Here is a 20,026-nt window from a genome sequence, read left to right on the forward strand (position 1 = left end):
ATATGAGAAAAATAATTATTGCCATTGTATTGTTTATGGCTCTTTTTCAATCGGCAACGGTGTTGGCCCAAGATTTATTGAAAGGAAGTGATTTAAGTACTGTAAAAGTGGATTATTTATCAGATAGTGATATTTCGAAAATAAAAACTCAATTACAATCTAATAATATGACAATTGAACAGGCAGAGCCTATTGTTTTGGCTAAAGGAATGTCTGTGACGGAGTTTGCAAAATTAAAAAGCAGATTGCAAAATCAAACATCTTCTTCTACTGTTAAAGAAGGTGATTTTTCGGGAAACAGTAACGAAGAATTTAGTAGAAAACAAGATAAAATTCTAAATGTAAAAGTTAAGGATTCATTAAATGCCAAGATTTTTGGTTCGGAACTATTTGATAATCCAACTTTGAATTTTGAGCCTAATTTGAAACTGGCTACTCCAGTTAATTATATTTTAGGTCCTGGAGATGAATTGCAAGTGAGTGTATTTGGTGTTCAGGAATTTAATGCAAGTGTTCCTGTTACTGTTGAAGGGAAAGTAATTATTCAATATGTCGGCCAGATTCCTGTTTCAGGTATGACGATTGAAGCAGCCGCACAAAAAATAAAAAATGCAATTGCCGGGGTGTATAGTACCGTAAGATCAGGTCAATCGCAAGTGGGTGTGAGTTTGAGTCGAATCAGGACCATCAGAGTGACCATTATTGGGAGTAAACAACCTGGGAATTATTCTGTTTCTTCATTGGCTACCGTTTACAATGCATTGCATTTGGCTGGTGGTCCGGGAAAAAACGGGAGTTATAGAAACATAGAATTAATCAGAAATAATAAAGTATTGACAAAAGTTGATATTTATAATTTTTTGGTAAACGGTAATCAATCCGATAATATGGGTTTAAAAGACAATGACGTGATTCGAATTCCTGCTTATGTGAATAGAGTTACTCTAGAAGGACAGGTAAAAAGACCGGGAATTTTCGAATTGAAACCGGGAGAATCTTTTTCAGATTTAATTTCTTTTGCTTCTGGGTTTAATGAGTATGCCTATACCGCTTCGGTAAATGTGATACAAAAAACAGCTAAAGAATTTAAGGTTAAGGATATAAAAGCAATAGAATTTAATAGCTATAAACCGCAAACAGGTGATGTGTTTAATGTTTCTAAAATATTAAACAAGTTTGAAAATCGCATTAAAATCGAAGGGGCTGTTTTTAGACCAGAAACGTATTCCTTTTATGAAGGTATGCGCGTTTCCAATTTAATTGCCAAGGCTGACGGTTTAAAGGAAGATGCTTACGGTAAAAGAGCCAGGATAACACGATTAAAGCCTGATTTGACAACGGAAGTGGTAAATGTAAACTTGGTAAGTGCTATTGCAGGAGATGTTCAATTTGATATTTTATTGCAAAAAGAAGATGTGATGACTGTTTATTCAATTTTGGATTTCGAAGAAGAATATAAAATCACTATTGACGGTGAAATTAAAAAGCCGGGTGTTTATGACTACTTTCAAAATCTGTCTTTGAATGATTTATTTATTCAAGCGGGTGGATTAACAGGGTCAGCCTCAAAAAGGGTGGAAGTGGCGCGAATGATAAAATCCGATGAAATAGACAATAGCAATACTGCTAAAGTGCAATTGTTTAACATTGAGATTACGCCCGGTAACAATGAGCAATTGAAAAATTTTGAACTGGAACCGTTTGATGTGGTTAATGTTCGTAGAATGGCAGTTTATGAAAAACCGGAGATGGTGACCGTTAGTGGAGCCGTAAATTACTCGGGGAAATATGTGTTGGCCAATAAACAAGAAAAACTATACGATGTCATCCAAAGAGCGGGCGGTCTGACTTCCATTGCCGATTTGAATGGGGTAAAAATCAAGCGACCAATTCAAGCCAAGCAAATCGAGGATTTAGAAAACGTGAATTTGAATTTGGGTAAAAATGACAGTATTCAAAACAAAATCACAAAAAAAATAAAGGAAGAATTAAAATATGCAACCATTCCGGTGGATTGGGAAAAAATTCTTAAAAATCCAAGAAGCGCCGCTAATGTAACCTTGTTGGTGGGGGATGAAATAGAAGTGGCTGCCTATAATGAAAGCGTAAAAGTAACCGGAAATGTGTTGTTGACATCTGAGATTCCTTACAATAAAGGCAAGGGATTCGGTTATTATCTGGATGCTGTTGGTGGCGTAGATGCCAAAGGATGGAAAAGAAGAGCCTATGTCATTTATCCAAATGGCAAAGCGGCAGTGTCGAAGTCTTTTATGTTTATCAGATCCAGTCCTAAAGTATTGCCGGGTTCGCAAATTGTGGTGCCGGAAAAGCCAGAGGTAAAAAAGATGAGTACGGGTGAATTTGTGAGTATAGCGGGGGTATTGGCCAGTTTGGCGGGAGTTATAATAGCGATATTAAGATAGTAGTAATCAGTGATCAGTATTCAGTGGTCAGTATTCAGTGATCAGTATTCAGTGATCAGTATTCAGTTTGCAGTGATCAGGTATTCAAGGGTCACCCTTCATTCGACAAGTTCAGGATGACTGTAAGGAGTAATAAGTGAGTGGTGAGAAGTGATTCGTGTTCAGATAGCAGATTTCATTTGTTTTACCCCTACCCTAAAGGGAGACAAATGAAAACAGACAACAAGCTTTTATCGACACCGTTTAAAATACATATTTCAATACTAAATAAAATACAAGCGTAAAATCTTGATACAATGATAGAAAATAATAACAGCGACGAAATATCGTTAAAAGAATTACTGGATAAAGCCAAGGAATGGTATGTCTATTTACTGTCGCAGTGGAAAGTCATTGTATTGGCAGGAATTATAGGAGCAGCACTAGGATTGACGTATTCTTTTATAAAAAAACCCGTTTATACGGCTACTTTGTCTTTTGCATTGGAAGATGAAAAAGGCGGTGGAGGATTAGGTGGGGCACTTGGTTTGGCCAGTTCATTAGGTTTAGACCTAGGCGGAGGCGGAGGGAGTATCTTTACCGGATCTAATTTAACCGAGTTGTTTAAGTCTCGAAGCATGGTGGAACAAACTTTATTGAGTCCCGTTACTTCCAATGGTAAGCTTATTTCTTTGGCCGAAATGTACATCCAAAATAACGAATGGAGAGTTAGTTGGAACGACAATCCTAAATTCAAGGACATACAATTTCTTCCAGAAACTAAACGTAAATATTTCACAAGAGTTCATGACAGTATCTTGGGGGTCATATATCAAGATTTGTCTAAAACGGGATTGGCCGTTGGTCAAAAAGACAAAAAAATAGCAATTATTAGCATTGATGTTGCTTCCACTAATGAATTGTTTTCTAAATATTTTACGGAAGCTTTAGTCAAAGAAGTATCTGATTTTTATATCGATTCCAAAAGCAAAAAAGCAAGAATGAATATGGATATACTGGAAAGACAAACCGATTCCATTCGTGCTGAGCTGAACGGAGCGATTACCGGAGTAGCGGTGGCTAATGATAATACTTTTGGATTGAATCCTGCGATGAATGTTCGTCGTGCGCCTTCTGCCAGAAGACAGGTGGATGTACAAGCCAATACCGCTATTTTGACGGAATTAGTCAAACAATCGGAATTGGCTAAAGTGACTTTACGTAAAGAAACACCGTTAATACAAGTGATTGATCGACCTATTTTGCCTTTGCCCAAAGAGCGTTTTGGCAAGGCTAAAGGATTGGTAATGGGAGGTTTTTTAGCAGGGTTTCTAGTAGTCTTTTGTTTGATTGTGAGACGGATTATAAAACAGTTGACATCCTCGTAGTTTTGCCAAATAAAAACAGACAGTTTTTTTTAATAATTACATCCAATGGGATGAAAAATAATATTATTTCACAAATATATATATAATATGAATCTTGAGAATAAAACAATTTTAATCACTGGGGGAACAGGTTCTTTAGGTAAGGCACTTACATCTCATATTTTTAGAAATCATCCCAATATAAAGAAACTTATAATTTTGTCGAGAGACGAACAAAAGCAGTTTCAAATGGCTCAGGAATTTCCTGAAAGCCAATACCAACAAATCCGTTTTTTGTTAGGAGACGTTAGAGATGAACAAAGATTGGTAAGAGCGTTTCAAGGAGTGGATATTGTGATTCATGCAGCTGCAATGAAGCATGTGCATTTGGCTGAATACAACCCAGATGAATGTATAAAGACAAATATTGGTGGAGCTCAAAATGTTATTCATGCGGCTTTGCAAACTAGTGTTAGTAATGTTGTGGCGCTATCAACTGATAAAGCTTGTGCGCCAATCAATTTATATGGTGCTACTAAATTGACTTCCGATAAATTATTTGTAGCCGCGAATAATATTAAGGGAACTAATCCAATTAAATTCTCGGTTGTTCGATACGGTAATGTAATGGGGTCGAATGGTTCTGTTATTCCATTCTTTATGAAAAAGAAATTGGAGGGTAAATTACCAATTACCGATGCAACAATGACACGTTTCAATATATCGCTTCAAGGAGGTGTTGATATGGTGATGCATGCTATTGATCAAGCCTGGGGTGGTGAAATTTTCATACCTAAAATTCCATCTTATAAAATTACCGATATAGCCGAAGCAGTAGCTCCGGAATGTACATTGGATATTATAGGAATTAGACCGGGTGAAAAAATTCATGAAGAGATGATTACTTCTTCGGATTCTTATAATACGTACGATTTAGGTAAGTATTTCACGATTTTACCATCTATTCCTCGTTTTAATCTTGATGAATTTATTACTTCATTTAAAGCGGTAAGAGTACCAGAAGGGTTTAATTATAATTCAGGCACCAATACCGAATGGGAAACCGTTGCTGGTTTGAGAGCGTTAATAAAAGAACATGTAGATTCGAATTTTGAATAAATGATTAAGAATGTTTTAATTACAGGTATATCAGGAATGCTTGGAATGGCAGTATATAGTCATTTCAAGCAATTAAAGTCATATAAAATATTCGGGATATCAAGAAATACTGATTTTAAACTTGAAGGGGCTGAGATTTTAATAGGTGATTTAACATCAAAAGAATTTTTAAATTCTATTCGAAGTTTAAAATTTAATTCAATTATTCACTGTTCGGCTGAGGTAAATGTTAACTTATGTGAAATTGATAAAGAGTTGGCATATAAGTCAAATGTTTCTGCAACGGAGTTAATATTTTCACTTTTAGATTCAGATAAATATATTTATATTTCTACAGATTCAGTTTTTGATGGTAAAGGGGGTAATTATGCTGAAGACTCATTAGTTAATCCTTTGAGTTATTATGCTGAGACAAAATTTTTGGGTGAAGAAGCAGTTAAAAATAATACTATAAATCATTATATATTAAGAACTAATATTTATGGTTTTAATATACCGATGAAAAAATCGCTTTTCGAATGGGGATATTCTGAACTTAGAAAGAGTAAGGATATTAATGGTTTTAGTAATATGTATTTTAACCCATTATATGTTGGACAATTAGCAATGCTTTTGGAAAAATTAATTTCTTCTAATATTGATTTCGGAATTTATAATGTTACATCGGATGAGGGTATTTCAAAGTATGATTTTCTTTTAAAAATAGCTGAAAATTTCGATTATTCTCCGGATTTAATAAAAGCAGTTGAATTTAATCAATCTGAAATAGTAGCTCCAAGAGCTTTGAATACAACACTTAATAATTCTAAAATAAAATCTGTTTTCGAAAATTTTGATTTTTCGTTTGAAAAAGGTTTTTCAATGTTAAAAAAAGATTTTTCTGTTTTCAAAGAATAACTACAAAATAAATTCATGTTAGATGTCTATGTGGTCCAAGATGATTTAGAATTGGTGTTACATTAGAGAATAATAATTAAAAATATTTATCTATGAAAAAAATTAAATTCGGGAATAAAGTTATAGGACAAGGCGAACCATTATATTTTATAGCTGATATAGGTGCGAATCATGATGGAGATATCAATAAGGCATATAAATTGATTGAGTTAGCTAAGGAAGCAGGTGCGGATGCTGCTAAATTTCAAAATTTTCAAGCTTCAAAAATCGTTAGTAAGCTTGGTTTTGAAAAATTAGGAAGTCAGTTATCACATCAGTCTTCTTGGAAAAAAAGTGTGTATGAAGTATATGAAGATGCAAGTATCTCGTTAGATTGGACACCTTTATTGAAAGCTAAATGTGATGAAGTAGGGATAGATTTTTTTACAAGTGCTTATGATTTTGAGTCTGTTGATGCAGTAGATCCTTTTGTTGATTTATACAAAATAGGTTCTGGTGATATTACTTGGATTGAAATTATTAAACATATTGCAAAAAAAAATAAGCCAGTATTAATTGCAACAGGTGCATCTGAAATGACTGATGTTGTTAGAGCGATGAATGCTATTGAAGCAATTACAGAAGATGTCGTATTAATGCAATGCAATACAAATTATACTGTCGATAAGGATAAATTTAGATATGTTAATTTAAATGTTCTTAAAAATTTTGCTCAACGTTTTCCAGGTACGATATTAGGTTTGTCAGACCATACTTTAGGGCATGCAACGGTATTAGGAGCTATAGCTTTGGGAGCAGTAATAATTGAAAAACATTTTACCGATAGTAATGATAATGAAGGTCCGGATCACAAGTTTGCTATGAATCCAATCACTTGGAGAGAAATGGTTGATAATGCGAATGAAGTCTATTATGCTTTGGGGGATGGTATAAAAAGAATAGAAGAGAATGAAAAAAAATCTTTAATAGTTCAAAGAAGATCTTTAAGAGCAGTTTCAGATTTTGAAATAGGTCATATTATAACAAAAAAGGATCTAGAAGCACTTCGTCCTATACCAGAAGACGGGTTTTCACCATACCAAATTGGGGAACTTGTTGGAAAAGAATTGGTAACCCCAATTGTAAAAGGAGAACATATTACAAAAAAACATATTCAATAAACAGCTATGCTACAAGGAGAAATAACAGGACTTAGAGCCATGGAAAAAGAGGATTTAATTCTTTTACGTGATTGGAGAAATAATCCTGATTACAGAAAAAATTTTAGGGAACATAAGGAATTAAACTTATTGAATCAAGAAAATTGGTTTAATAGGACTTACGGTAATCCAAATGATTTTATGTTCGTTATTGTTGACTTGGAAAATAATGAACCAATTGGGGCTTGCGGACTTTTATATACGAATTGGATTAATAGATCAACCGATTTTTCTTTTTATATAGGTCGTGATCAATTATATATTGATGAGAAATATGCTTATGATGCCGCTAAGACTTTAATAAAGTACGGTTTTGAAGATCTTAACTTAAACAAGATATGGATGGAATTGTATGAATACGACTATAAAAAATTAAATTTTTTTAGAGAGAAATTTAATTTTCAAGTTGACGGTAAGCTAAGGCAAAATGCTTTCAGTGAAGGTAAATATTGGGATTCTTATATTATATCTATTTTGAAATCTGATTTTTTTTTAGATAGTAGGGGTGAATTTTGAAAGTTTATAACAATATAGATAAGATGATTAGTAAAGTTATATTAGGCACAGTTCAAATGGGATTGGATTATGGAGTGAACAATCATTCGGGTAAAATTTCTTTTGAAGATAGTTGTGCTATTTTATCAGAAGCATTTGAAAATGGTATAGGACTATTAGATACAGCAGAAGCTTATGGCAATGCACATCAAGTAATAGGCGATTTTCACAGATTAAATCCAAAAGTCAAATTTAAAGTGATTACCAAAATTCCACACAGTACTGTGTATGATGAGGTAGCGCAGAAAATAAAGAAATATTGCGAAGAGCTTCATGTTGATTGTCTGGAAGTGTTGATGTTTCATTCTTTTGATTCATACAAAAACTGCAATGAGGATTTGAGTGTTTTAGAATCATTGAAAGAGCAAGAGGTTATTAACCATATTGGTGTTTCTGTTTATACGAATGAACAAATTGAAGAATTATTGTTAGACGATAGAATCACGGTTGTTCAATTGCCTTATAATTTGTTAGACAATGAGACGGTTAGAGGTAAATTACTCAGTCAATTGAAGGACAAAGGTAAAATAGTGCATACGCGTTCTGCCTTTTTGCAAGGATTATTCTTTAAAGATACTTCTGAAAAAAACAGAATTTATCAGGAATTATCAAATGATATAGAGTCAATAAAACACATTGCAGGAGAGGAAAATACTACGATTGCTAATTTAGCTTTGAGTTATTGTTTGAGTCAGAATTCTATTGATAATGTTTTAATTGGAGTTGATTCGGTAGGACAGTTGGAAGAAAATTTAAAATCGTTGAATTACGCTATTAGTAAAGAAGCTGTGGCAAAAATAAATTCAATAAAAGTTAAAAATACTGATTTATTAAATCCTTCATTATGGAAAAAATAAAAGTAGCGGCAATAATTCAGGCTAGAAGAGGATCAACTAGATTGCCGGATAAAGTTTTTCTTGAATTAGCAGGCAAACCATTGTTGGAGCATGTTGTTTTGAGACTGAAAGTATCAAGCTTACTAGATGAAATTATAATTGCAACCACTGTTTCTGCTAATGATGATTTTGTTGAGTTATGGGCAAATAACAATAATATTAAATTTTTTAGAGGATCTGAAGAAAATGTGTTAGAACGTTATTACCAAGCTGCTAAGGAATACAATGTTGATATTATAGTAAGAATAACAGCTGATGATCCTTTTAAGGATGTCAGATTAATAGATGAAGCTGTTAATTTGCTGATTGAAAACAATTTAGATTTTGTATGTAATAATAGTCCTGTTTCCTTCCCTGAGGGGCTAGATGTAGAAGTTATGACTTTTGAAGCTTTAGAGAAATCTTACAAAAATGCCGTAAGTGATTTTGATAAAGAGCATGTAACACAATATATACACAAAAATAAAAATAATTTTAATGTTTGTAATATTCAGAATGACAAAGATCTGTCTTCATATAGATGGACTTTGGATACCTTTGAAGATTATGAATTTGCAAAAAAAATATATTCTGAATTATACAAAGAGGGAGAGGTCTTTTTAAGGGAAGAAATGTTTAATATATTAGAAGAAATACCTTCAATTATGGAATTGAATAACAAGGTAAAAAGAAGTGATTTATATCGTTAATTTAATTATAATTTTATGAAAAGAATATCTGATTTAGAAAAAAAATATGTTTTAGAGGCTTTAGAAAATGAATTTGCTACATCGAAAAATGGGTTGTTTACGAATAGAATGGAATCAAAATTCACAGAGGTATTCCAGAACGAATTTTCTATTAGCCATGTGAATGGTACTGCAACGATGCATACTGCATTGCATGCATTAGGTGTTAAAGAAGGGGATGAGGTTATTGTTCCAGCTTTAACTATGTCTAGTACTTCTTTATGTGTGTTACAAAATGGGTCGATACCCGTTTTTGCTGATGTGGATAGAAATACTTTTAATATTGACCCGAAATCCATTAGAGAGAAGATTACGGAAAAGACTAAAGCAATTATAACAGTTTCTTTGTATGGTCTTTCACCAGAATATGATGAAATTATTCAAATTTGTAAAGAGTTTAATTTGTTTTTAATAGAAGATAATGCAGAATGTTTTTTAGGTTATTATAAAGATAAATTAGTCGGTACTTTTGGGGATTTTTCTAGTTATAGTTTTCAAGCAAGCAAGCACATAAGTTGTGGAGAAGGAGGAATGTTAACCACTAATGATGTTGAATTAGCGGATGTTGCGAGAAGATTTACTTCTTTAGGTTATGCTGGTGTGAGTGCTAAACAGGCTAAAATAACAAGGAATGATATTCAAGACCCAAACTATAATAGACACGTGTCTGTAGGGTATAACTATAGAATGTCAGAGGTTCAATCAGCTGTAATTTTGGGGCAGTTGGAAAGAATAGAAGAGTTAGTAGATGTTAGGATAGAAGTGGCTAAACTTTTTGATGAAGCAATTCTGGGGAGTGGATTAGTTACAAAGCAATATACTCCGGATTATTGTGTTAATTCTTACTGGAGTTATTCTATGGTTTTGAATACGGATAACCCAAAGGTTGATTGGTATAGATTCAGAGATTTGTTTCAAAAAAATGGAGGAGATGGTTTTTATGCAGCTTGGAAATTGACTTATATGGAACCATTATTTTTGAACGAAATACAAAATTATTCAGGAGTATATCAAAAATATGAAAAAGGCTTATGCCCTAATTCAGAATTTTTACAGGAAAGAATGATTCAGTTGAAAACTAATTATTGGGATTTGAGTGAAGCTAAGATTCAGGCTGATATTCTTAAGAAAACTTTGAACGAATTTGAGCAATAATTTAGTTGCCGAATTTGTGTATAGATTGAAAAATTTAGTATACCATTAAAAATGTTATTTTTAATGGTATACTAAATTTTTATCGTTCTCTAATAAATTACATACTTATTTTTTTTGTTTAGCCAATCTTAAATTTTTTTAATAATTTTTTTAAAGTAGTATTAATAGTGAAAATGTTTACCTCAGTCTTAACAAGTAGTAATAAATTTAGAAAAGGAGGGATAGTTCCATTAATTTCTAAAATCACTTCAAACAAGGTGTTAAATTACACCATTTCTACTTATATTATTTATGTGCTGTATTTTGTGAATTCTATATTTATTGCAATGTACTTAGGGCCTTATTATTTAGGAGTATGGGGCTTTATTAATTTGGTTATACAATATCTTGCCCAACTTAATTTTGGTATAACACATTCTGTTAATTCAATAGTTTCAATTTCAAAGGAAGATAAAATTCATATTACTAAAGTGTTAGGGTCTTCGATTAGTATTCTGAGTTTGTTATCTATTACTTTGTTATTATTTTGGGTATTTAGTATAGTATTTGATTTTGATATTGGGGAAAAGTATCATTTTTATAAATATCTTCCATTAGTTTTAGTAATTGCTATAATGGCTTATTTTAATAGCTTGATTTCTAATATTTTCAGGGCATATGGCAAATTAAATGAAATAATGTTTAATCAAATATTCTATCCTTTATTATCCCTTTTATGTATAATTATTTATATGGGTATTGATTTGTTATGGGCCTTGGTAATAAGTAATGCAATTTCATCAATTATTATATTTGTTGTGTTAATTGTAAGATGTCCAATAAAAATAACCCCAGTTTTTGATGTGTCAATGGCAAAAATGATTGTAAGAAAGGGATTGTATTTGTTTTTATATAATACCTCTTTTTATCTTATAATAATTACAACTAGATCTTTTGTAAGTGCATATTATCCTGTGTCAGAATTTGGTTATTTTACATTTGCATTTACTTTGGCTAATGCGGTATTACTATTATTAGAATCTTTTTCTTTTCTTATTTATCCAAAACTTTTAAATCGTTTTTCTAAATACTCAAACTCTCAAAGTTATTCTTTATTGAAAGAAGTTAGAAGTGCTTATTTAACTGTTTCTCATTTAATTATTCATTTGGCTATTTTATTTGTTCCAGTTTTTTTATTGTTTTTCCCTAAATATGAATCTGCTCAAAAGGCATATCATTTGATAGCCTTAACTGTTGTGTTATTTACAAATTCTTTTGGATATCAAGAACTTTTAATTTCAAGGAGTAATGAAAAGAAACTTGGCTTCTTGGCTTTTAGTTGTTTGATCTTAAATATCGTAATATGTTGTTTAATGGTAAAAATATTTGATGTTCCCTATTATTTAATTGCTTTTGGGACCATGATTACATATATGGTTTATATTTATTTAGTAGGTAAAAATGGGATTAAGTTGTTGGATGTAAAGCCTGATTTTATTAGTGTTATAAAAGACATATATCCATTTAGAATTATGATTCCATATTTCTCAAGTCTATTAATTTTCTTTACAGTTAAAAACAATATTTATTTAGTTGTACCGATAATAATTTTTTTAATATTAAATTTTAAAACAATATTAGCATTTAAAAAAATAATAAATTTAGTCATGACTAAACCTGAAATAATTAATATATAATCGTAAAATCTTGTTTATATTAATTACAATGATTTTTATTAATTTTCTATATCCGATTAAAGCAATATGATAATTCAAAAAATAAAAACAACAAAGTTGTATTATATTCTATCAATAATAAAAGCTGGAATTTATTATTATTATTATTATTTAAGAAATAAAAAAGTTTCATATTTTGATTATAACCAATTATCTAAAAGCTATCCTGTTTTTTCGTTATCTAGAAATCCAGGAGTAATTGGAAATAAGTGTTATGGTAATTTATGGGCAGTGAAAAATGGACTATCTTCTAAATTTAATAAGAATTGTATAATTGAGCATGGTTTGTATTTTGGTGAATATGTTTTATTAGATGACCTTAAGCTAAAAAAACCAGAAGTTATATATACATATGGAAATTATAGAAAAAATGTTTTGGAAAATTGTGATCACGAATTTCTGAAAGGTGTTAGAATTGAAGCCATAGGGCCATATATTAATTATGCTTCTAATTTTAGTAATAGCAAAGTTTTAGAAAAAATAAAAAAAAAATATGGTAAGATTCTTTTAGTTTTTCCTACTCATGCTTCCCCAGAGGTAGATTTAAATTACAAGGAAAACGATTTTTTTGAAAAAATAGGTGAAGTAGCAAAGGACTATGACAAAGTTTTTGTTTCATTATTTTGGTTAGATATAATTAAAGGTAAACATTTACTATATGAAAAACTTGGATACAAAGTTGTTACAGCTGGTTCAAGAAATGACCCAAGATTTTTAAACAGATTAAAAGATTTAATAGAAATTTCAACCATGACTATGTCTAATGATATAGGGACACATATAGGTTATTGTATTAGTCTTAACAAACCACACTACTATTTTTATCAAAAAATAGAAACTAAAATTGTTCAGCCTGTATTTTGTGAAGATATCGATAGTAATCGTAAAGTTTTAATTGAAAAAGAAAGAACAATGTTTTCTGAAATATTTTATTCTAAAAATCCAATGATTACCGATGATCAAATGAAACTGGTAGAACACTATTGGGGAAAAAATATTTATATATGATAGTAGCTATTAACTATTCAAATGAAGTGTTTAAAAATGCTGCCAAGTTGAATTCATTTACCGCAAAATATTTCGGAAAAGTAGATAAAATCATTTCTTATAGTCCAAATGATATTGATGAATATTTTAAAAATAAAAATTTCAAAATATTTGAAAATAAAAGAGGAGATGGGTGTTGGCTATGGAAACCTTATTTTATAAATAAGACACTTCAAGAATTGAATGAAGGAGATTATCTTATTTATCTAGATGCAGGGATATGTTATTTGAATGATGTTAATCATTTGATTAATAAAATGAATAATGTGAATCAAGACGTCTTTTTTACACAAACTCCATTATTAGAAGTACAATATACGCATCCAAATGTATTAAAAAAAGTTAACGCTGAATCGTTTAAATTTACAAATCAAGCACAAGCAGGTTTGATGATAATTAAAAAATCTAATTTTACATTAAAATTTATACAGGAGTGGTTGGATTTGTGTCAGAATTTTGATTTGTTAACAGGTAATTTTCAAGATCATATTTTTGATGAGTTATATATTTCTCATAGAGAAGATCAATCGTTATTTAGCATATTGACAAAAAAACATGGACTAACTCCGTTTATGGATTGTACTGATTATGGCAGATTTCCGGTTCATTACTTCAACAGTGGAGTACTTTTTAGAGTTCCTAAATATGGATCAAATTACAAGGTTGAAAAAACTTTTTTTTTGCTTTTTAGAAGATCAAACCCTATTGTTTATTTTTTAAAGTTTATGGTAAAAACATTATTTGCTTATTTTGGTTTTGCCAGTTATAAAATTTTATCGAATATCGCAAATTTAAGATCATGAGTAAAACAACTATTATTTTTGATTATTCTGTTGAAGGACATCATTTAGAGTATCTTAATCACTTATATAATTTTTGCGTTAATCTTAAAGGTGAACAATTTATTTTTATTATTCCAGAAACTTTTGAATTAGTTTCTAATAAATTGAATTGGCCTTATTCTGAAAATACTAAAATTTTATTTATAGATAATTTGGATTTGACAAATTCAAATATTACAGGTATTCTCAAGTCTTTTTATCTTTGTCGTTATTTAAAAACTCAAGTAAAAAAATATAAAGCTACCGATGTTTTTTTGATTTCTATGATGGAATTCATGCCTTTTTTGCCATTATTTATAAACAAAAAAACCAAAATTTCAGGAATTATATACTTGATATATTTATATCGTTGGAACAAATCAAATATGCTTTCTCGCATAATTGATTCAGTAAAATATGTTTTATTTTCCAAATTAGATGTGTTTAAAAATATTTTTTTATTAAATGATAATATTGCTCCTACATATTTAAATAAAATATTTAAAACTACAAATTTTAAATATTTGCCAGACCCATTTATGCCATTGTCAATTAATGAGCTAAAGGATTTAAGAGGTGATTTGAATATTGATGCGGAAAAAATTGTTTGTTTGCATTTTGGTGCATTAACAGAGAGAAAAGGAACATTAGAAATCTTAAAAGCCATATTAGAGGTTGACCCAGAAAAAATCAGTCGATACTGCTTTATTTTTGCGGGTAAAATTAGTGCGGATATTAAAGAAGATTTTTATTCTTTATCAAATGAAGTAAAGACAAAAACAGAAATAATTATATATGATGATTATATTGATTATAATTTTATAGGCTCATTATGTATAACAAGTGATTTTGTATTAATACCTTATAAAAATACGGAGCAAAGTAGCGGTGTTATTTGTTATTCCGCTCAGTTTGAAGTTCCAGTGGTTGGGCCAAGAATTGGGTTGTTAGGGAAAATTATTAAGCGAAATAAATTAGGAATATTATTAGACAATAGCTCTGTTGAAAGTATTAAAAAATTTCTCAATAACACAGAAGACAATAAATATTTGGTTAAAAGTAATTATCTTAAAAATAATACAATTTCTCAGTTTGTAAATATAATTTTTAAGGAGTAAATATTCTATGAGATATGTTTTTTCTTTTGTTGATTTATGGCCTTATTTATTAATTGCTGTTGTCTTTTTTATATGCTTATTTCTAAAATCTAAGCATAATTCTGTAATTATTTATTTAACACTATTTATTTTTTGTGCCCTTAGATATGATGTAGGATGGGATTACATGTCTTATATTTCCGATTTGGAAAGTGGATATGAGGAGATATTAGATTCACGATATGAACTCTTTAGTAAGGGCATTTTTCTGATAGGGAGTTATCTTAATTTTTATCCAATAGTCTTTATTATTTTTGCGTATTTAACTTTAAAAATTGTCTATGATTCAATAAATTTATATTCAATTAACCCTTTATTGTCATGGGTAGTATATTATTCGATGCCACTTTTCTTTTTTTCTGCTTTATCTACAATAAGACAATCTTTAGCAACCGTTATTGTTTTTTATTCGTATCGATTTGTTAAAGAAAAGAAGTATGTTTACTTTTTACTTACTATATTAATTGGAAGTCTGTTCCATGTTTCAGCGGTTATAGGTATTTTAATTTTGCCACTGGTAATGTTTCCAATAAGTAAAACTAAAAATATTATATTATTTATTTTGTCATTTTTTATTTCAACAATAATCTATAATTATTTAATAAATTTAAACGCAGGAATCAGTAGTTTAACTAGGTTGCAAAGTTATATTTTAAATGATGAGAACGTTAAACCTAATAAGATCATTTATTTATATTATGCAATTGGGGTATTTAATCTTCTGTTTTTTGATAAATTAATTAGTTATAATAATAGGAATAAAGATTTTATAACTCTTTTTAATTTTGGATTGATAATGCTTAATTTATTGTCATTTGAGCCTATTAGTTCATTAAGAATTAGCGCTTTTTTTATGCTTTATATTATTTATTTAATTCCTTATTATGTTAAGTTTTTTACAGCTAAAGATCATTTAATCGTGCAGTTTTCCATCACAGGAGGCTTTCTAGCCTTATCTTTTTTTTATATTTATTTATATGTTAATTCGTACAATGAATTTGTGTTAGCAAAAGTTTCGTTTTTACCATACAAATTCTGGTTTTTCGAATAAAAAAATATTTTAACTTAATTAGTTTATGAAAGTCGGTATAGTATTATCAGGAAATATAGAATCACAACCTTATGTTAGTTATTATACTGATGTGTTTGACAATATAGATATTGATTATGAATATATTTGTTGGGATAGAGAGAAAGTAAATCCTTCTGTTTATAATAATCATAATGTGATTTCTATTGATGTAAAAGGTTCAGTTAGAAATAATAATTTCAGAAAGTTATATGATTATTGGCTTTTTTCAAAGAATGTAAAAAATCATTTAGACAAAAATCATTATGATTTTCTATTGATACATACTATTGTTAATGGAGTTTTTCTTAAAAATTATTTGATAAAATATTACAAGAACAAATATATATTTGATATAAGAGATTATTCGCCTATTTATCCTTTTGTGAAAAATACGGTAGAAAAAATAATAACTCAAAGTTTATTTACCTCAGTATCTTCTGAAGGGTTTTTAAAATGGCTCCCTAATAAAAGTAAGGTTGTAATTAGTCATAATGTATCAAAATATAGTCTAGATGTTTCTTTGTTAAATAATAATGGGTTATTAAATAATAACGATTCGATTACAATTTTGACAATAGGGAAAATAAGGGATTTTTATTCAAATAAAAGAGTAATTAATGACTTAGGGAACAAGCAGGGTATAAAAATGATATTTTCTGGATCTGGTATAGAGAGTGAAAAATTAGAAACATTTTCTTTAAATAATTATAATAACATATTATTTACTGGTCCCTATGAAAAAAAAGACGAGTCAACTTTTGTAAAGTCTTCAAATATGCTAAATATAGTTTTACCTAAAAATATTTTAAGTACATCATTGATAAGTAATAGGTTTTATTTAGCATTAACTCATAGAAAACTGATGATAGTAAATGAAGAAAGTTTTCAGGCAACTTTTATAAAAAAATATAATTTAGGTATAATAGTCAAATCTGAGGATGATATTTATGTTAAAATGATGGAATATATTAAAGATTTTGATTACAATTCTTTCGATAAAGGATGTGATGATTTAATTGGAATAATTAAAAAGGACATCGTAATTTTTGAGAATACCATTAAAGAAAAATTAAGCTGAAAAGAAAGAATAATAATACCATTGTGTTATTAAATTAGTAAAAAAATGAAAATTTCTATAATAACAGTTTGTTACAATAGTGCAATTACTATTGAAAGGACTATTCTTTCTGTAAAAAGTCAGACCTATTCAAACATTGAATATATAATAGTTGATGGTAACTCAAAAGATAATACCCTTGAAATTGTAAAAAAACACGAGGAAAAAAGCATAAAGTGGATTTCAGAACCTGATAAAGGACTCTATGATGCCATGAATAAAGGTATATCTATGGCAACGGGAGATCTAATAGGGATTTTGAACTCAGATGATACTTTTAACTCTACTACTGTAATCGAGGAAATTGTAGGTTTTCATCGGCAGAATACTATTGATGCATCTGTTGGAAACATCATTCAACACAAAGACAATGGTAAAATTGTAAGATTGTATTCTTCTAAATATTGGAGTCCAGAAAAACTTAAAATTGGGTTCATGCCTCCTCATCCTTCTATTTTTTTTAAAAGAGAGTTGTTCAATAAGTATGGTGTTTATGATTTAGGGTTCAAAATTGGAGCCGATTATGAGTTAATTACCCGATTTTTTCTTAAAAATAAAATAAGTTGGAAATATTCTGGAATTACAACCACTGCAATGCTAGTTGGAGGTTTGAGTAGTTCAGGTACTTCGTCGTATAAATTGATTACCAAAGAAATTCAAAAGGCACTTACTATGAATGGAATTGAGTTTTCTCCATTTAAGATTAAAATGCGTTTTTTTTGGAAAATAATTGGGTTTTTGAAAAAATGAAAATAGTAATAACTGGAGCTAGAGGATTTGTAGGTACAAATCTACAAAACTATTTGAAGACTTCACACGAAATAGAATCTTTGAGTGTTCGTTATATCTCGAATCAACGGTTTGATATAAATGGGGATGCTATAATTCATCTCGCGGGTAAAGCCCACGATTTAAAAAAGGTTTCGAATCCATCAGATTATTACGAAGCTAATTTTGAATTAACAAAACAATTATTTGACGCTTTCTTACTATCTGATGCCAAGGTTTTTGTTTTTATGAGTACCGTAAAAGCGGTGGCAGATGAAGTAAAAGGAATATTACGTGAAGATGCTATTCCCAATCCCAAAACACATTACGGAATAGCCAAGCAACAGGCAGAGGAATATATTATAAGTAAAGAATTACCAAGGGACAAAAGGGTTTATATTCTAAGACCCTGTATGATTCACGGTCCAGGAAATAAAGGGAATCTCAATTTATTATACCAATTGGTCTCTAAAGGAATACCTTGGCCATTAGGGGATTTTGAGAATCAACGTTCTTTTCTGAGTATTGAGAATCTTTGTTTTATTATTAAAGAATTATTAGGAAATGAATCGATTCCTTCGGGTGTCTATCAAGTAGCGGACGACAAGCCGTTATCTACAAACGAATTAATTCAATTATTGGGTAATAGTTTAGATAAAAAAAGTAACATTTGGTCAATTCCTGTTTCTTGGGTTAGAGGAGTAGCTAAATTGGGAGACAGTTTGCATTTGCCGCTGGATTCAGAGCGTTTGCAAAAGCTAACGGAGAATTATGTGGTAAGTAACGAGAAGATTGTAAAGGCAATTGGGAAACCATTGCCTGTATTTGCAAAGGAAGGTTTAATGAAGACATTTATGTCGTTTAGAAAATAACAAAAATAATTAAAAAAATGAAAATAGCACTTATAACAGGAATCACAGGTCAAGACGGTTCTTACTTGGCAGAATTATTGTTAGAAAAAGGATATATGGTTCATGGTATTAAAAGAAGGGCTTCGTCCTTTAATACCCAAAGAATTGATCATATTTATCAAGATCTACATGAAGAGCATGTGAATTTGAAATTACATTATGGTGATTTAACAGACTCCACTAATATTATTCGAATTATTCAAGAGGTGCAACCTGATGAAATCTATAATTTAGGAGCGATGAGTCATGTGAAAGTGTCTTTTGATTCACCTGAATATGTTGCTAATGTAGATGGATTAGGAACGCTAAGAATTTTGGAAGCCGTTCGTATTTTAGGTTTGGAGAAAAAAACACGTATTTATCAAGCTTCTACTTCAGAATTGTACGGAGGTTTAGCAGAAAATAAAAATGATAAAGGATTCTATGATGAACATTCTCCTTTTTATCCTCGTTCTCCTTATGGTGCTGCTAAAATTTATGGTTTTTGGATTACAAAAAACTATAGAGAAGCTTATAACATGTTTGCTTGTAACGGGATTTTATTTAATCATGAATCACCTCGTCGTGGAGAAACGTTTGTAACCCGCAAAATTACGATGGCAACAGCTGCAATAGCCCTGGGAGAACAAGATTGTTTGTATTTAGGTAATTTGAATGCACAACGGGATTGGGGTCATGCTAAGGATTATGTAGAGGCAATGTGGAGGATTTTACAACAAGACGTGCCTGAAGATTATGTAATTGCTATGGGAGAAACGACTTATGTACGTGATTTTGTCACTATGGCGTTTGCAGAAGTAGGAATAGCTCTCGAGTTTAAAGGTGAAGGTGTGAATGAAAAAGGTTTTGTTGCTTCATGTGTTAATCCTGAGTTTCAGCTTGAAATAGGGAAACAAGTAATTGCTATTGACCCTGAATATTTCCGTCCAACTGAGGTGGATTTATTAATAGGGGATCCTACTAAGTCTAAAACACAATTAGGATGGGTGCCTAAATATACTTTAAAGAGTATGGTTGAAGAAATGATGGTGTCAGATCTTGTATATGTTCAAAAAGAAAAGATGTTAAAAGATGTTCGTTTAAGTTTTAAAAAGTAATTG

Annotated in this window: 18 protein-coding genes; all 18 read left to right on the forward strand. The window is 30.1% G+C overall.

The window, feature by feature from the left end:
• Positions 1-2: 2 nt before the first annotated feature.
• The 18 genes from FLAK523_RS06800 to gmd all read left to right on the forward strand — a co-directional run bounded on the left by FLAK523_RS06800 (position 3) and on the right by gmd (position 20,023).
• Complete coding sequence (locus tag FLAK523_RS06800; RefSeq protein WP_248907764.1) at positions 3-2,423, forward strand: SLBB domain-containing protein; 2,421 nt, start codon at positions 3-5, stop codon at positions 2,421-2,423.
• 296 nt (positions 2,424-2,719) lie between these two features.
• A complete protein-coding gene (locus tag FLAK523_RS06805; RefSeq protein WP_248907766.1) occupies positions 2,720-3,790 on the forward strand; it encodes a Wzz/FepE/Etk N-terminal domain-containing protein in 1,071 nt (356 codons plus the stop codon).
• 87 nt (positions 3,791-3,877) lie between these two features.
• Entirely contained in the window at positions 3,878-4,888 is a 1,011-nt protein-coding gene (gene pseB / locus FLAK523_RS06810; RefSeq protein WP_248907768.1) for a UDP-N-acetylglucosamine 4,6-dehydratase (inverting), read from the forward strand.
• Positions 4,889-5,785: an SDR family oxidoreductase gene (locus FLAK523_RS06815; protein WP_248907771.1), complete on the forward strand. Its 897-nt coding sequence runs from the start codon at positions 4,889-4,891 to the stop codon at positions 5,783-5,785.
• Between the two features lie 92 nt (positions 5,786-5,877).
• Positions 5,878-6,945: an N-acetylneuraminate synthase family protein gene (locus tag FLAK523_RS06820; protein ID WP_248907774.1), complete on the forward strand. Its 1,068-nt coding sequence runs from the start codon at positions 5,878-5,880 to the stop codon at positions 6,943-6,945.
• Between the two features lie 6 nt (positions 6,946-6,951).
• Positions 6,952-7,500: a GNAT family N-acetyltransferase gene (locus FLAK523_RS06825; protein ID WP_248907776.1), complete on the forward strand. Its 549-nt coding sequence runs from the start codon at positions 6,952-6,954 to the stop codon at positions 7,498-7,500.
• A gap of 23 nt (positions 7,501-7,523) precedes the next feature.
• Entirely contained in the window at positions 7,524-8,396 is an 873-nt protein-coding gene (locus FLAK523_RS06830; RefSeq protein WP_248907778.1) for an aldo/keto reductase, read from the forward strand.
• Positions 8,384-9,124, forward strand: a complete 741-nt coding sequence (locus FLAK523_RS06835) for a glycosyltransferase family protein (RefSeq protein WP_248907780.1) — start codon at positions 8,384-8,386, stop codon at positions 9,122-9,124. Before FLAK523_RS06830 ends, FLAK523_RS06835 begins: the two co-directional genes overlap by 13 nt.
• A gap of 15 nt (positions 9,125-9,139) precedes the next feature.
• The gene (locus tag FLAK523_RS06840) at positions 9,140-10,318 is read left to right on the forward strand and encodes a DegT/DnrJ/EryC1/StrS aminotransferase family protein (RefSeq protein WP_248907783.1); all 1,179 of its coding nucleotides are present in this window, start codon (positions 9,140-9,142) and stop codon (positions 10,316-10,318) included.
• A 173-nt stretch (positions 10,319-10,491) separates the two neighbouring features.
• Entirely contained in the window at positions 10,492-11,994 is a 1,503-nt protein-coding gene (locus FLAK523_RS06845; RefSeq protein WP_248908057.1) for a lipopolysaccharide biosynthesis protein, read from the forward strand.
• A 66-nt stretch (positions 11,995-12,060) separates the two neighbouring features.
• Positions 12,061-13,041 carry a hypothetical protein gene (locus FLAK523_RS06850; protein WP_248907785.1) on the forward strand — a complete coding sequence of 327 codons (981 nt, stop codon included), beginning with the start codon at positions 12,061-12,063 and terminating at the stop codon, positions 13,039-13,041.
• Positions 13,038-13,883, forward strand: coding sequence for a hypothetical protein (locus FLAK523_RS06855; RefSeq protein WP_248907787.1), 846 nt, complete (start codon positions 13,038-13,040; stop codon positions 13,881-13,883). The genes FLAK523_RS06850 and FLAK523_RS06855 overlap by 4 nt, the downstream gene beginning before the upstream one ends.
• Positions 13,880-15,019, forward strand: coding sequence for a hypothetical protein (locus FLAK523_RS06860; RefSeq protein ID WP_248907789.1), 1,140 nt, complete (start codon positions 13,880-13,882; stop codon positions 15,017-15,019). Before FLAK523_RS06855 ends, FLAK523_RS06860 begins: the two co-directional genes overlap by 4 nt.
• A 7-nt stretch (positions 15,020-15,026) precedes the next feature.
• Positions 15,027-16,109 (forward strand): EpsG family protein, encoded by a 1,083-nt coding sequence (locus FLAK523_RS06865; RefSeq protein ID WP_248907791.1) that lies wholly within the window; start codon positions 15,027-15,029, stop codon positions 16,107-16,109.
• Between the two features lie 25 nt (positions 16,110-16,134).
• Positions 16,135-17,208 (forward strand): hypothetical protein, encoded by a 1,074-nt coding sequence (locus tag FLAK523_RS06870; protein WP_248907793.1) that lies wholly within the window; start codon positions 16,135-16,137, stop codon positions 17,206-17,208.
• 45 nt (positions 17,209-17,253) lie between these two features.
• Positions 17,254-17,997, forward strand: coding sequence for a glycosyltransferase family 2 protein (locus FLAK523_RS06875; RefSeq protein WP_248907794.1), 744 nt, complete (start codon positions 17,254-17,256; stop codon positions 17,995-17,997).
• Positions 17,994-18,887 (forward strand): NAD-dependent epimerase/dehydratase family protein, encoded by an 894-nt coding sequence (locus FLAK523_RS06880; RefSeq protein WP_248907795.1) that lies wholly within the window; start codon positions 17,994-17,996, stop codon positions 18,885-18,887. The genes FLAK523_RS06875 and FLAK523_RS06880 overlap by 4 nt, the downstream gene beginning before the upstream one ends.
• A gap of 17 nt (positions 18,888-18,904) precedes the next feature.
• Positions 18,905-20,023 carry a GDP-mannose 4,6-dehydratase gene (gene gmd / locus FLAK523_RS06885; protein WP_248907796.1) on the forward strand — a complete coding sequence of 373 codons (1,119 nt, stop codon included), beginning with the start codon at positions 18,905-18,907 and terminating at the stop codon, positions 20,021-20,023.
• The last annotated feature ends 3 nt before the right edge of the window (positions 20,024-20,026 follow it).

The sequence above is a fragment of the Flavobacterium sp. K5-23 genome, from assembly GCF_023278045.1.
In the GTDB taxonomy this organism is placed as follows: Bacteria; Bacteroidota; Bacteroidia; order Flavobacteriales; family Flavobacteriaceae; genus Flavobacterium.